The 14,708-nt window shown below is 25.2% G+C and carries 14 protein-coding genes; 5 read left to right on the plus strand and 9 right to left on the minus strand.

Annotation, left to right across the window (positions count from 1 at the left end; all coding sequences use genetic code 11):
• Positions 1-300 precede the first annotated feature (300 nt).
• Positions 301-1,230: a hypothetical protein gene (locus MBBAR_RS09350; protein ID WP_080461079.1), complete on the minus strand. Its 930-nt coding sequence runs from the start codon at positions 1,228-1,230 to the stop codon at positions 301-303.
• 110 nt (positions 1,231-1,340) lie between these two features.
• The gene (locus tag MBBAR_RS09355) at positions 1,341-1,757 is read right to left on the minus strand and encodes a pentapeptide repeat-containing protein (protein WP_158082577.1); all 417 of its coding nucleotides are present in this window, start codon (positions 1,755-1,757) and stop codon (positions 1,341-1,343) included.
• A gap of 628 nt (positions 1,758-2,385) precedes the next feature.
• Here MBBAR_RS09355 and MBBAR_RS09360 point away from each other — a divergent pair.
• A complete protein-coding gene (locus tag MBBAR_RS09360; protein ID WP_080461081.1) occupies positions 2,386-3,333 on the plus strand; it encodes a replication factor C small subunit in 948 nt (315 codons plus the stop codon).
• A gap of 169 nt (positions 3,334-3,502) precedes the next feature.
• Positions 3,503-5,125 (plus strand): replication factor C large subunit, encoded by a 1,623-nt coding sequence (locus tag MBBAR_RS09365; protein WP_080461082.1) that lies wholly within the window; start codon positions 3,503-3,505, stop codon positions 5,123-5,125.
• A gap of 57 nt (positions 5,126-5,182) precedes the next feature.
• Here MBBAR_RS09365 and MBBAR_RS10580 read toward each other — a convergent pair whose 3' ends face one another.
• The 4 genes from MBBAR_RS10580 to MBBAR_RS09385 all read right to left on the minus strand — a co-directional run bounded on the left by MBBAR_RS10580 (position 5,183) and on the right by MBBAR_RS09385 (position 8,563).
• Positions 5,183-5,476, minus strand: coding sequence for a hypothetical protein (locus MBBAR_RS10580; protein ID WP_225370261.1), 294 nt, complete (start codon positions 5,474-5,476; stop codon positions 5,183-5,185).
• Between the two features lie 21 nt (positions 5,477-5,497).
• Positions 5,498-6,706 (minus strand): hydroxymethylglutaryl-CoA reductase (NADPH), encoded by a 1,209-nt coding sequence (gene hmgA, locus MBBAR_RS09375; RefSeq protein WP_080461083.1) that lies wholly within the window; start codon positions 6,704-6,706, stop codon positions 5,498-5,500.
• A gap of 21 nt (positions 6,707-6,727) precedes the next feature.
• Complete coding sequence (sucD, locus tag MBBAR_RS09380; protein WP_080461084.1) at positions 6,728-7,585, minus strand: succinate--CoA ligase subunit alpha; 858 nt, start codon at positions 7,583-7,585, stop codon at positions 6,728-6,730.
• 255 nt (positions 7,586-7,840) lie between these two features.
• Positions 7,841-8,563 (minus strand): hypothetical protein, encoded by a 723-nt coding sequence (locus MBBAR_RS09385; protein ID WP_080461085.1) that lies wholly within the window; start codon positions 8,561-8,563, stop codon positions 7,841-7,843.
• A gap of 475 nt (positions 8,564-9,038) precedes the next feature.
• Here MBBAR_RS09385 and aroD point away from each other — a divergent pair, with 475 nt between their 5' ends.
• Positions 9,039-9,749, plus strand: a complete 711-nt coding sequence (gene aroD / locus MBBAR_RS09390) for a type I 3-dehydroquinate dehydratase (protein ID WP_080461086.1) — start codon at positions 9,039-9,041, stop codon at positions 9,747-9,749.
• Between the two features lie 435 nt (positions 9,750-10,184).
• Here the strand turns inward: aroD and MBBAR_RS09395 are convergent, their stop codons facing one another.
• Positions 10,185-10,385, minus strand: a complete 201-nt coding sequence (locus MBBAR_RS09395) for a hypothetical protein (RefSeq protein ID WP_080461087.1) — start codon at positions 10,383-10,385, stop codon at positions 10,185-10,187.
• 1 nt (position 10,386) lies between these two features.
• Between MBBAR_RS09395 and MBBAR_RS09400 the strand changes: the two genes are divergently transcribed.
• On the plus strand, positions 10,387-10,878 hold the full coding sequence (locus tag MBBAR_RS09400; RefSeq protein ID WP_080461088.1) for a S24/S26 family peptidase: 492 nt from the start codon (positions 10,387-10,389) through the stop codon (positions 10,876-10,878).
• A gap of 176 nt (positions 10,879-11,054) precedes the next feature.
• Here MBBAR_RS09400 and MBBAR_RS09405 read toward each other — a convergent pair whose 3' ends face one another.
• Positions 11,055-11,909, minus strand: coding sequence for a TatD family hydrolase (locus tag MBBAR_RS09405; RefSeq protein WP_080461089.1), 855 nt, complete (start codon positions 11,907-11,909; stop codon positions 11,055-11,057).
• Between the two features lie 496 nt (positions 11,910-12,405).
• On the opposite strand from MBBAR_RS09405, the gene MBBAR_RS09410 reads away from it, so the two are divergent.
• The gene (locus MBBAR_RS09410) at positions 12,406-13,611 is read left to right on the plus strand and encodes a hypothetical protein (RefSeq protein ID WP_080461090.1); all 1,206 of its coding nucleotides are present in this window, start codon (positions 12,406-12,408) and stop codon (positions 13,609-13,611) included.
• Between the two features lie 162 nt (positions 13,612-13,773).
• Here the strand turns inward: MBBAR_RS09410 and MBBAR_RS09415 are convergent, their stop codons facing one another.
• Positions 13,774-14,046: a flavodoxin family protein gene (locus MBBAR_RS09415; protein ID WP_080461091.1), complete on the minus strand. Its 273-nt coding sequence runs from the start codon at positions 14,044-14,046 to the stop codon at positions 13,774-13,776.
• Positions 14,047-14,708: the final 662 nt, after the last annotated feature.

Consider the following 14,708-nt stretch of genomic DNA (forward strand, 5'->3'; position numbering starts at 1 on the left):
GATTTATTTAATTATAGTTTCTTTATTTATTATTTATTCATGATTAATACTATTTTTTATTAACTATACATTTTCAGATTTGATAAAGTATTTTAATTTTTTAAAATTTAATTAAAATAATTTTTAAGAAAATATATGGTCTTAAATATATAATATTAAAATATCGATATTAGTATGTATTTTTATCTATATAAATTTTGTTATTATTACAAATTGTTATTTTAATTTTATATAGATATATTAAGACATACTTAAAAAAAATTAACTTTTAAGATTAAATTCATGATAATTTCACTTTATTTAATCAAATTTAAAAAACCCGTTTGGATTAAATTTATATTCTTGCAGAATCTTCTTATCTTCAATGTCTAATTTTTGTTTTTTTATTGGATGTATTGGACTTCCTTTTTTACAATATATTTTTCCAGAAACTTTTTTAGGACCTAAAAATTTTCCAGCATCTCCATTAACAATAACAATGCCTTTTTTCATTTCAACTGCTGTAAAATCATCACAATTTCCATTTATTATAACAGTTCCTCCATTTAAAAGAGCAGCTGTATTGTTTCCAGCATTCCCATTAATCCTAACAATTCCATTTTTCATTAAAATTCCTGTTGAAAGATCAGCATCTCCAGCTAAGATAATTTCAAAATTTTTATCTAATCTAGCACCTAAAGTATCTCTTATTAACCCATCACTAATTTCAAGCTTTTTACCAGAGATATTTGCACCTATCAATTTAATATTTTTAGGTTCATCCATTAATAGCTCTGTAACTGAAATAAATTTTCTATATCCTTTAATATCAGACTCAATTTCAACTAAATTTCCAATTGGATCTTTAATCTTCCCATTAACATAAATATTTCCTTTTCTAATACTTATTCCCATTCTACTAGCTACATTCCCATTTATGAATACATTACCGACTGAAATTGCAGATCCAGTTCCACCAAAATATACTAAATCAACACCCATACTTGAACAAAGTCTATGGCCTACATCTCCATTTATCTTTATAGAATTTCCTTTTTTCAAATGTTCAACAAGGTCTTGGAAAGTATAATCGTTGTTGGGGATTTTATCGGTTAAACCCATTTTTTCTCCTTTATGATTCCAATAAAAATTATATGTAAAATCACAAAGACAATCAACAGGTTCTTCAATATCCAATTCAATCATATTTTCATCAGATATTTTTTCTTTCTTTTTAAATCTCCCAAACATATTACCAATCCATTTCATGATTATTTTTGATTATTTTAAATATTTTAGCTATTATTTGATAGTTTAGCTATTAGTTATTAGTAAAAGTTGATTATTAGTTATTTGATATACTATAAGCTTCTTGTTCTTTTATAATTTCCATCATATACAAGTTTTATAATGGCATTCTTTGTATCGACATTATCAAAGTTTACTCCTCTAATGTCTGTTCCTCTAATATATGTTTTATTTAAGCTTGAACCATCTAATTTAGCATTATATAGTTTAGTTCCAGATAGATCTGCTCCATCAAGATTCACATTTTTAAGATTGCAGTAACTCATATCTGCTCCACGAAAATTAACACCTTTTAGATCAGACCCCTGCAAATTTGCACCTTTAAGATTAGCACATGTAAAATCACAATTTTCTATATTGATTTTTGCTAAGTTAGCATTGCTTAAATTAGCACGTCTGAAATCAATATTATTAAAATCCATTTTTCTTAAATCAGACCCTACTAGATTAGCTTTTCTATAATCTTTCATAATTTTCCTCCTAATAGATTTAAAATTCCATAAGAGTTTAATTAACATGTATTTTTAAATAAAAATAAATTATTGTTATTAGATATATTGATAATATATGTTAATAATAGAATAAAAATTCTTTTATAATAATAAAGATTTTTTTATAATAACTTTTTTATAAAAATTATTTATATAAAAATTATTTATATTTCAATGAGAATTTTTTTATATTTTAAATAAAAAATTTATAATGGTAATAAATAAATATAACAAAAATAAAGATATTTATAAAACTATTAAATTCATTTAAATCATTATTATTTTTATTATTTAGAATATTTTTCATCTACTAACAAAAATAATATTTTATTAAATAATAATATAAAAGAAATAATGTTATAAAAAATAATAATATAAGTGTTATGATATAAAATTATGATAAAGTAATAATAGATAAAATAATATTATGAAGTATAGAAATAGTTAAAATATTATTTTATAAATCTTATAGTATAATATATAAAAGATAGTTATATTATTAGTAATGAATGATATTAATATCAAAAATAATGATTTATTTTTACTGAATGTTTATAATTAAATGAAATTTTAAATCAATTATATTTATTAGCTAATTGGTGATATAATGAAAGGACCTTGGGTAGAAAAATACAGACCACAAACTTTAGAAGATGTCGTAGGGCAGAAACACATTATTGAACGATTAAAAAATTATGTAAATGAGGAAGGAATGCCAAACTTAATGTTTACAGGTCCAGCAGGAGTTGGAAAAACAACAACTGCGCTTGCTCTAGTTAAATCTATTCTAGGTGAATATTGGCGTCAAAACTTTTTAGAATTAAATGCTTCAGATGCAAGAGGTATTGAAACTGTTCGTACTAATATTAAGAATTTTTGTCGTTTAAAACCTGTTGGAGCTCCATTTAGGATAATTTTCTTAGATGAAGTTGATAACATGACTAAAGATGCTCAACATGCATTGCGTCGTGAGATGGAGATGTATACTAAAACTGCTTCATTTATACTCTCATGTAATTACTCTTCTAAGATTATTGACCCTATTCAATCAAGATGTGCTATATTTAGATTTGCTCCAATTAAAGGTCAAGATGTTGCAGATAGATTAGAATACATAGCTAATCAAGAAAATCTAGACTATGAATTAAATTCTATTGAAACTATAGTTTACTTTGCTGAAGGAGACCTACGTAAAGCAATTAATCTCCTTCAAGCTGCAGCATCTGGTGAAGGTACAATAACAGAAGATAGGATATATGATGTTGTTTCAAAGGCAAGGCCAAAGGATATTAGTGATATGGTTACTAAGGCTCTTACTGGTGATTTCATGGGTGCGAGAGACTTACTTCGTGAAGCTATGGTTTTACAAGGAACTAGTGGAGAAGATATGGTAAATCAGATTTATCAAGATGTTACTAAAAGAGCAATGGAAGGGAAAATGGATGGAGAAGTGTATATTCCCTTAATTGAAGCTATAGCTAATTCTGACTTTAGAATTAGAGAAGGTGCAAACCCAAGGATTCAATTAGAAGCGCTTTTAACTAAATTCTTATAATTAAATTATATTATAAAATATTTAATGTATTGGATTATTATATTTTAGCATTGTGGCTATTTAACATTAGATTAGCTATTTAACATTAAGCTATTTAGCATTAGATAAGCTATTTAACATTAAGCTATTTAGCATTAGATTAGCTATTTATTATATCTAGGTAAGTAATATGCGTTGGACAGAAAAATACCGACCAAAAAATTTTGATGAAATTATTGGAAACGGTAAACAAAAAAAAGAAATTGAAGCATGGGTTAAAGAATGGAAGGAAGGTAATCCTCAGCCATGCTTATTACTTGTTGGACCAGCTGGGACTGGAAAAACAACCATTGCTCATGTAATAGCTCGTGAATTTTCAGACTTTATTGAGCTTAATGCAAGTGATAAACGTTCATATGACATAATCATGAATACTGTAGGTCAATCAGCAACTACAAAATCATTCTTTACTAATGATAATGAGTATAAACTTATTATATTAGATGAAATCGATGGTATTCATGGAACTGATGATAGAGGTGGAACTAAAGCTATTGGTAAAATAATTAAAGAAAGTATCCATCCTATTATTATGACAGCTAATGACTTTTATAGTAAAAGATTGACTAGTATAAAACCAAAATGTAAAGTCATTAAGATTGGAAAAGTCCATACAAATTCTATAAATGCATTACTTAAAAGAATATCTGTAAAAGAGGGAATTAAAGTAGATCCTGAAGCTGTACGTGCTTTAGCTAAAGGTTCTAATGGTGATATGAGATCAGCTTTAAACACTCTTCAAGTTATAGCTGAAGAAACTAAAAAACTTGAAATGTCTGACTTAGAGCTTGTTTCTCAAAAAGATAATACTAATAATATTTTTGATAGTGTTAGAAGAGTTTTAAAAAGTAAAAGTATTGATAAAGTAAAGAATTCTCTTAGGTTAGATGAGGATCCAACTTTAGTATTAGAGTATATTGCTGAAAATATTCCTAGAGAATATGAAAAACCTAAAGAGATTAAAAAAGCTTATGAAATGGTTAGTGAAGCTGACTTATACTTTGGAAGAGCTAGACAAACTAGAAATTATACTTATTGGAGATATGCTAGTGAATTTATGGGTGTTGGTGTTGCACTATCTAAAGATGATACCTATAAAAAATTCACAAGACTTACTGGTGCAATGGCATTCTCTCTAATGGGAAGAACTAAAGGTAAAAGAGCTCTTAGAGACAGGATTGCAGAGAAAATTGCTGAAAAAATCCATGTTTCTAATAGTGTAGCTATTTCAATGTTTCCTTATCTTGAAATAATGTTTGAAAATGATGATGTAGCTTATGATATTTCCACATTTTTTGATTTTGATGAGGATGAAATAAAAAGATTCCGAAAAAAAAAAATTCCAAAGTCTGTTATTAAAAGAAAAGAAAAAGAAAAACAAGAAGAATTAGCTAATGAAAAGAAAAAAGCTAAATCAGAAACAGGTATATCAGAAAAAATTCCTTCTAAACTAGAATCAAATTTCAATTTAAATCTGACAAATAAAAAATCAACAGAAGAAATAACTCAAGAAACAGAAATAAAGAAAGATAATTCAAAAATTATTCAAAAGTCAGAAAAAACAATAAGTTCTGAATCAAGCCAAAAATTGAAAGGTGATATTTCTGATGAAAAAAAATTGAAAGAAAAAAAATATTCTAATGAAATATCAAATGATAAAGAAGAAAATATTTCTAAAGATAAAAAATCTAAAGATAAGAAATCTAAAGATACTAAAGGAGATTCTGCTCAAAAATCTCTATTTAACTTTTAATTTTATTTTTCTTTAGTTTTAATTTATTAGTTTTTTATATTTTTTCTTCTATTTTTTTCAATAATATTCCATCAACTCGTTAAATTCAGGAGTAGCTACAAATTCATCAATGAAATCATTTATATCTTTAGTAAATTCTTTTTTTCTATTTTCAAGATCTTTAATTTTAGAATAGTCTTTTTTTAGTGTTAATATTAGTTTAATGTCATCAGTTTCTAGTTCTATTTCTGGATATTCTATGCCAAGTAGTTCTTGTTCTAAATCATCAAAATTGGTTATGTCATCAATATTTTTTATATTATCTAATTTATTATCTAATTTATTTGGATTATCTGCTTCTTTTAAATCCATAACTAAAACCTTCTAAATTTATTAAGCTCTTCCTAATTCTTTGTGAGCTCTAGCTAGATGTCCTGCAGCTAATGCGCCCATTAAAGATAATTCTCCAGCTAAAACTGTAGCTATTACTATTTCTGCAAACTTTTTAACATTTCCAGATCCAGCTACACCTAAAATTTCCAATGATTCATTTGCTGTTTTAAGGCTTGTTCCACCACCAATTGTCGCTATTGGTAAATCTGGCATAGTTACAGAAAAGTATAAATCTCCATCTCTATCTTCTGCTGTGGTTATTCCTAATGATCCTTCAACTACATGAGCTATATCCTGACCTGTAGCTAAAAATATCGCTCCAATCATATTTGCAAAGTGTGCATTAAATCCCATACTTCCACTAATAGCTGATCCAATTAGATTTTTAGCTGTATTAACTTCCACTATTGCTTCTGCTGTAGTTTTGAGTTTATTTTTAACTATCTCCTGTGGGATAATTATATCTGCAACTACAGTTTTACCTCTACCTTCAACTAAATTTATGGAAGATGGTTTTTTATCAACACATGCATTACCACTTAGTGCAATTAGTTGAGCATTTGTTTCATTTAATAAGAGTTCTAAAACTTTTTCTGTAGCTATTGTAACCATGTTCATTCCCATACTATCTCCAGTAGAGTAAACAAAGCGAGGATAAATATAATTTCCCACAACAAGTATTGGGTCAATTCTTAAAAGTTTCCCATGGTTTGTGGTACTTTCAGCTATTTTTTTTAGTTTTTGGAAGTTGTCTTCAAACCATTTTTTAATTTCAATAGCTTGAACTCCAGATTTTGCTTTAATAACAGGTGCTCTTGTCATTTTATCATCAATAACTCTAGCATTCACTCCTCCTGCTTCTGTTATTGTAGAACATCCTCTATTAACTGATGCTACAAGTGCTCCTTCAGATGTTGCTAGTGGAACATAAAAATCTTTATTTTCTATGTATTCTCCATTGATTTTTAATGGTCCTGCAACTCCTATTGGGATTTGTATTGTTCCAATTGGGTTTTCAATATTTTTTTTAGAAGCTGATTCCATATCAAGAGTGTAATTAGCTATTGTATTGAGTTTTGTATTGGTGGTTTCTTCAATAAACTCTCTTCTTATATCAATAGCTTTTTCAGTAGAAGATGAATGTTTATCAACTTCATATAATTTCATTTCACCATTTTTAAGTTTTTGAATTATATCTTTTTTATCCATAAAGAAAGCCCCTATTTCATATTAGATTGTTTTAATTAATTCAACAATGTCTGAAGGTTTTTTAGCTACACTTACACCTGCTTTTTTAAGAGCTTTCATTTTACTTTCTGCAGTTCCACTATTTCCTTCGATTATAGCTCCTGCATGTCCCATTCTTTTACCTGGAGGTGCAGTTATACCTGCAATATATGAAACAACTGGTTTTGAAATGTTTTCATTAATGTATTCTGCAGCTTTTTCCTCAGCATTTCCTCCGATTTCTCCAATCATTACAATTTTTTCTGTTTCTGGATCATCTTCAAATTTTTGCAGTATTGTAGAGTAGTTTGTTCCAATTACAGGATCTCCTCCAATTCCAATACATGTACTTTGTCCAATTCCTTCTCTAGTAAGTTGACTAGCTACTTCATAAGTTAAGGTTCCACTTCTAGATATAACTCCCACATTTCCCTCTGAAAATATATGTGTGGGCATGATCCCCATTTTTCCAACTTTTGGAGATATTATTCCTGGTGTATTAGGCCCAATAACAGTAACATCTTTGTTTTTCCCATAAGCCATTATTTGCATTGAATCATGGACTGGTATATGTTCTGTAATAATAACTACAAGGTCTAAATGCTTTATTGATTCAAAAGCCGCATCCTTTGCAAAAGGTGCTGGAACAAATATTATTGAAGCATTAACATCTGTTTCTTCTTTAGCTGCTTCGATAGAATCAAATATAGGTACATTTTGGAATTGCTGTCCTCCTTTTCCAGGAGTTACACCAGCTACAATATTTGTATTATATTGAAGCATTTGCTCTGTATGGAACGATCCTTGTTTTCCTGTAATTCCTTGAACTAAACATCTTGTATCTTCATTTAATAAGATCATTTTTACCCTCATTTTACTTTATAATATATTTTATAATAATTTATTTAATATCTCATCTATACTTATTAATAACTTTAATTATATTTATTAACAATTATTTCAATTATATTTATTAATAATTTCAATTTAATAATTTCAATTGTATTTAATAATTTTTAATAATTATTAATAATTATCAATAATCTTTTGATGATAATTAATATTACTTTAATGATAATTAAGGACTGTTTTTGATTATTAATACTATTTTTTTGATTATTTTAAAATTCTAGACCTTTCTTGAAAAGGAATTGATAAATCAATAACATTACCATTCATAAAAGCAGAAACTGAAAAAATCACACTTCCAGGAATAATATTACACGGAGTTCCTCTTTCAACAAGATAAGTATTTTTATTTCCACAAGCTGCACCAATCATAGCTCCTGCAATTACCCCAACAGATTCAATATCTTCCACACTAGCTACAACAATAGGATCATCAGTTTCACTTGATACATAACCTACTCCAGGAATTTTCTTTTGACCACCTACTTTGTCACATATGTCAGTAAGACCAGACATACCAGTAGCTGCATCAATACATGAATTAGCTACATCTTCTACAAAAGATTCTCCTCCATAAGTATCAAATGCAACTATAATTGCATCAGGATATCTATCTTGTCTTATACTTGCTTTTCCATAAGAAATTCCTTCTCCTGCAGTTTCTGGATTATCAGATATTCCAGCTACATCACCAATGTCTTCAGCATTCTTTCTCAGAATATTTACTATCTCTTGATTTGTTTTTTCTAATAGATTATCTTCTACAAAAGCAGATATTACTATATCATCACCTGTAATGTTTGTTAAAGCAGCACTATGGGCTCCTGCTTTAATCAACTGATGGATATCATTTTCTATATTATTAATCAATGAATAACTACAAGAAACATCATTTTTAGAGATATCTGCTCCAATAGCTGTTATTTTCAATTTAACACCTAATTTTTAATTTATTCTAATAATTTTTAATTTATTAATTCTTTATATGATTAATTATATAATCATTAATGTTTATGTTAATCATTAATGTTTATGATAATTATTATTTATTAATTCTTATTTATATTATTGTAGGTTTTATCTATTCTTTTTGAATTTTATTTATTATATTTATTATTTTTAAAAAATCAGTAAAAAAACAGTAAAGTTAATTAAGAGTAAATACAAAACATAACTTTACAAAACATTACTTTAAAAAATATAATTTTATAAAACATAATTTTATATTACATTAATTTATATTACAAATAATTCATACTATTATTGATTAATATTACAATTAATTTATATTACAAATATAATTTATACTACTCATTAATCCATAATACTACTAATTAATATTATAGTTAATTTATATTAAAATTAAAAATAATTTCATGTATAATTTAATCAAAGAGGAAGAATATTGATTTCACAGACTAAAATAGCTATTCCTATTCTGCAAGAAAAAGAAGAAGATATAATTAAAACTGCTCAAGATTTTATTAAAAAAGGGGCTGATCTTCTTGAACTTAGAATTGATGGTATAGCTAATGTTAATTCTGATATGGTTAAAAAAATTATTGATTCTATTAATTTTCCAGTTATAGCAACCAATCGTTCTAAAAAAGAAGGAGGATTCTTTTTAGGTAGTGAAAAAGAAAGAATTAATATTCTTAAAAGTTGTTGTGATTTAAAAAATGTTGAGTATATTGATATAGAACTTCAAACTGATCCTTGTCTTCGAAATTTTCTTATTGATAAATGTAGAGAAGCTAATATTAAAACTATAATATCTTTTCATGATTTTGAAAAAACACCTTCAGTTGATTATTTACTTAAAATTGTAAATGAACAAAAAGAATTAGGGGATGTAGCTAAAATTGCTGTTATGCCAACAAATTTAGAGGATACTATAAATGTTTTAGCTATAATGTCTCATTGTGATAATACAATAGCTATATCTATGGGTGAAATAGGAAGTTATACTCGAGTTATGGCATCTAAATTCAATGCACCTTTTACATTTGCAACTGGTGGAGATGTTACAGCTCCTGGTCAGATTGATATTGAAACTATGAAATTATTACTAAACATGGATCTAATGGATCATGATGATTTTTTAGATGATATTTAACTTTTTTAACTTTTTTAATTTTTTTAATTTCTTAGTTACTTTTATTTATTTTTTAACTTTTTTAATTTTTTAGCTATTTTTACTTATTTTTTAGATATTCTTAACCTTTTTACCTATTTTAACTAATTTTTAAATCTTTTTAATCTTTTTAATCTTTTTTTAAAGGGATTATGTTTGATTATAATATTTTGTGTAATATTTTTTTGAATTTTTATTTTTATTTTTATTAAATATTTTTGTAGTTTATTAGCACTATAAAAAATTATATCAATATGAAAAATTAATATATACTATTATCTTATTATATACGCTAATAATATTAATGATATTAGTAATATTAACAATAATATTAATTATACAATAACAATATTAATAATATTAATAATATTAGTAATATTAGTAATATTGGTAATAATACTAATAATAATATTAGTATTAATAATATTTGAAATAATTATAATAAAAAGATTTAACGATAATAATTATCGGAGGTATTTTTATAAAGAAAAATAAAATAATACTGATTGCTATAGCTTTAATCTTAATTATTTGTGCAGGAATTGGTATAACCTCTTCGGTTTTTGCTGATACAGCAATTATTGATGTTAATTTAGATGGGCAAAATGCAACTGTCAATGTGATTTCTTCTCCATTTGGAAAAGATTTAGGTAGTATGAATGTTGATTTGGAAAATTATACATATTATCAGATGAATAATATTGATAGTAATGCAAGCACATTAAGAGCAGGAATAACAGAAATAGCTGAAAATTATGGGTATGATGATATAAAAATTAATATTAATTCTCAATTTGGTGAAGATCAAATGCCAATGGAAGTTACTGTTGATGGAGTTTCAATGGTTCCTACATTACAAGATGGAGAAAATGTTATAATTCAAAAAACAAAAAATCCTAAGGTTGGAGATATTATAGTTGTTAAAGACCCTGAAGAAACTCTTCTTATAAAACGTTTAGGAAATATTAGTGGGGATAGAATCTTTTTATCAAGTGATAATAATGATACAGTCACTGCAATTGTAAATGGATCTTATGTGGAAATGATAGCTCTTGAAAAATGGACTAATGCTTCTAATGTTGTTGGAGTAGCTAAAATATTCAATGTTTAGATTTTAATACACTTTTATCTTATTATAGCTTTTTAATTTTATTCTAGCTTTATTCTATTTTAATTTTAGTATTATTTTAATATTATTTTAGTTTTCTTTTATTTTTATTATAGTTTTTTAATTTTCTTTTTGTTTTAGCATTAATTTTTTTGTCTTGTTTTAAGCTTTGATATTTATTAAACTTCAATTGAATAAATACTTTCTATATTGTCTTTATGTATTTTAAAAGCATCTTTTTCTGTAAATACTTCTTTATTTATAAAATCAAGAGTTCTTTTGGGAACGGTTTTTGGACCTAGTACTGCTCCAGGACGAGTTAGATCATCAAGATAATCAGTTTCCATTAAAAAATTATCTCCTTTAGATATAGCTACTTTAATATTATCTTTTCCTGACATAACAGAGGGTGTAAGACCAAAATTTTCATCTTTGTTTATGTAAGGTCCTGAAAAATGTTTTATTAACTTCTTTTTATTGAAATTAATTTCATCTGCAAATGATGCAAATTCTTTAAATTCTTTTTCACTAGCTGATTCTGTATGTAATTGGACAGGACAATCAATATCTTTAGCTAATTCTAATCCATATTTAAGAACTTTATTTTGATACTCCATTTCTCCTTCTGATACTTCATAATGAGGTCTGCCTATCTCACCAATTCCAACAGCTTTTTTTTCTAAAACTAATTCTTTCCCATAATCTAATGCTTTTTTAACCATTTTAAAACTGTCTTCTAAAGATTTTCCACTTTCAACAAGCCTTGAAATTTCAGCGGGATGAACACCTACTAGGGGGAATGCTTTAACTTCTGTATTTTCATTAATATCTTTTGCATAGCTAATAACTAAATCCATAGATTTTTTAAACTTAAATGGCTCTCCAAAGGTCCAAGAAGGTTTGTTAGGTATTATCATAACTCTTCCACCTACATTATAAAATTGTTTAGCTACTTTTACAGGACCAATACCATTAATTGGGTCTACATGAATATGGTTGTCGGTTATTGGGATTTCTAATGGATTAGCTTTCATATTATCTACCTATTATTTACTTATCATTTATATATTATCTGCATATTATTTATTATTTATCTATTATCCTTCTATTAATGTTTTTAATGAATGTGATATATTAAATTTCAAAATTTTTAATTTTAGATTATTTTTTAATAGTAATCATGCTCATAAACATAGTTATAATTTAATAATTTATATGAATAACAATAATACATAATAATAACAATAATAATACATAATACTATTTATAATAATTAATAACAATTTATAACAACATAATAACTATAACAACATAATAACATTTAACATTCTATTTTCTAGTATTAACAGTAAAACTTATAATACAGTTATTAAATATATCTTTGTTAAGTTTCAGTTATGTAAAGCAAATATAAAATTATTTGTGAATCATTATTTTATAAACCTAAAAACTATCTTTTTAGATTAGATTAATAATTTTTTTATCATGGTGGGATTTTTATGAATTTTTTTTAGATATTATTTTGATAGAATGTTTAATAGAAAAATTATAGAAATTGATAAACCTATTTTTAAAAATAATGTATTTTTTTATAATATTTCTACTACCTATGATTTAGATAAATACTTTCTTAAAAAAGATAGCTTTATTGATTATATAGATGTAAAAGATGATTTGTCCTCAGTTCCAGAAGGAATATCAATAATACCTGTTTTATGTAATATTTTACCTGTTAGTTGGATCATGGATGCTACAATATTCATAGATGAGTTAGACAAAACTTTTTTTGAATCAATTAAAGCAATTAAAGAAAATTTTTCTATGATGTTTCCTAAAATTGAATTTAAAGGTAGATTAATTGTTAAAAAAATTGTTGATTATGATAGAATTTTTATGGAAGATAAGTATATGCCATTTTTCAGTGGAGGAGTTGATTCAACATTCACTGTTATTAATAATATTGATAAAAAACCAATTTTAGCTAGTATTTGGGGTTCTGATATGCCTATTGATGAAACTGAAGGTTGGAAAAATTTATCAAATATAATTAACCAATTTTCCAAAGAATTTGATTTAGAGAAGGTTTTTATTAAATCTGATTTTAGGGAACTCTTGAATATTAGAAAACTTAATGAGGAAATTCTAGCTATCAATGATAATTGGTGGCATGGTCTTCAACATGGAATAAGTATAATAAGTCATGGTGTAATTTATGCTTATAAGAAGCAAATAGGAAACATTTTAATAGCTTCATCACATTCTACAAGGGATTTAGAAGAAAGGGGTGTAGAAGTTATTCCTTGTGGATCTTCACCAATAATTGATAACTATTTTAAATTTTCTAATTGTAAGGTTATCCATGATGGATTTGATTTTACAAGACAAGAAAAGATTGGAAAAATTGTAGATTATGTAAATACAAATGATAAGAAGGTTTATATAAAAGTTTGTTGGGAAAGTATTTCAGGAAAAAATTGTAGTAGCTGTGTTAAATGCTGTAAATCTATGTTAGGGATCCTTGCTGAGAAACAAGATCCAAATTTATTTGGATTTGAGTTTGATGAAAGTATATTAGATGAAGTTTATGAAAAAGTTAGTAATCCTGAAAATTATGGGGTTTATTGGGATATAAATAAAGGAAACTATTGGAAACATATTTTTGAACGTTTTCAAGAAGATCCTGAATATTGGAAAGAAAAAAAGAATTTAAAATGGATTTTTGATTTAAAATTATGATTTATATAATAATCTTAAATTAAAAATATTATTTATTTATCATTGTTTAATTATACAAAACTCACAGAATGCTTTTAAAATTGTTTTATATTGTTATTTTTCACAGTGCAATATAAAATCATTTTATTTCTTGATTTTAATATAATCCTGTGAATGTAGTTTCTACATGATTTGGTTCATATAAATCATATTTGAAAATAAAAAACCCTCTAAAAATGCACTCATTCCTGAACTTACAGTTGAAAAATAAATAGGTGGGGCAAAAATAATAAAATCAACTTTTAATTCTTCAAGAATTGGGGTTAAGTCATCTTCCATAGCAAATAAGCCATGTTTTTTATCCTTTCTTTTGAAATGGAAACAACTTACACATCCTTTATATTCTAAACTATAAAGATTTATAAATTTAATCTTTCCATTTTTTTGATTTTGCACCTTCAAGAACTTTATTTATCAAAGTTCCAGTATTCCAATTTTTCTAGGACTTCCATTAATACTTACTTCCATTAATATCTATAATTTTCATGATATCTCTATTTTATAATTAGTTGAAAACTTAATTTTATTAATTATTTTTATAATATTTATTACTTATTTATATAAGAATTTATTGATTATACTATTATTAAAGATAAGCTTGATGAATATATATAAAATAGATAATATTTCTGTATTTAATTCTAAATTAGTTGGAAATTTATTAAATATTCAATTAATTTTTCTATTTTTAAAATTAATATTAATTATTTTATTAAAAATAGTATTTTTTTAAATAAATTTAATAAAATAAATTTAATAATTTTTTATATGAGAAAATTAAATTGTATGTTAGAGATAGAATGAATAATTAAATTTGTTAGGCATAAATAGAACAAAAGTAATATCTTTTTTTTAAAATAATTTTTAGTAGTCATCAAACTATCACCTAGAAAATTAGTTCATTTCGGGGGAGAATAAATTTCCTCTTTTCAATTATTTACTTGATTTTAGTATATAAAGTTTATTGAAAAATTATATTATAGCCTTTTTGTTTTATAATAATAAAACATTTAAAAAATTTATTATAAATATGGTTAAATAGTAAGTATATATAAACT

This window comes from Methanobrevibacter arboriphilus JCM 13429 = DSM 1125 (genome assembly GCF_002072215.1).
In the GTDB taxonomy this organism is placed as follows: domain Archaea; phylum Methanobacteriota; class Methanobacteria; order Methanobacteriales; family Methanobacteriaceae; genus Methanobinarius; species Methanobinarius arboriphilicus.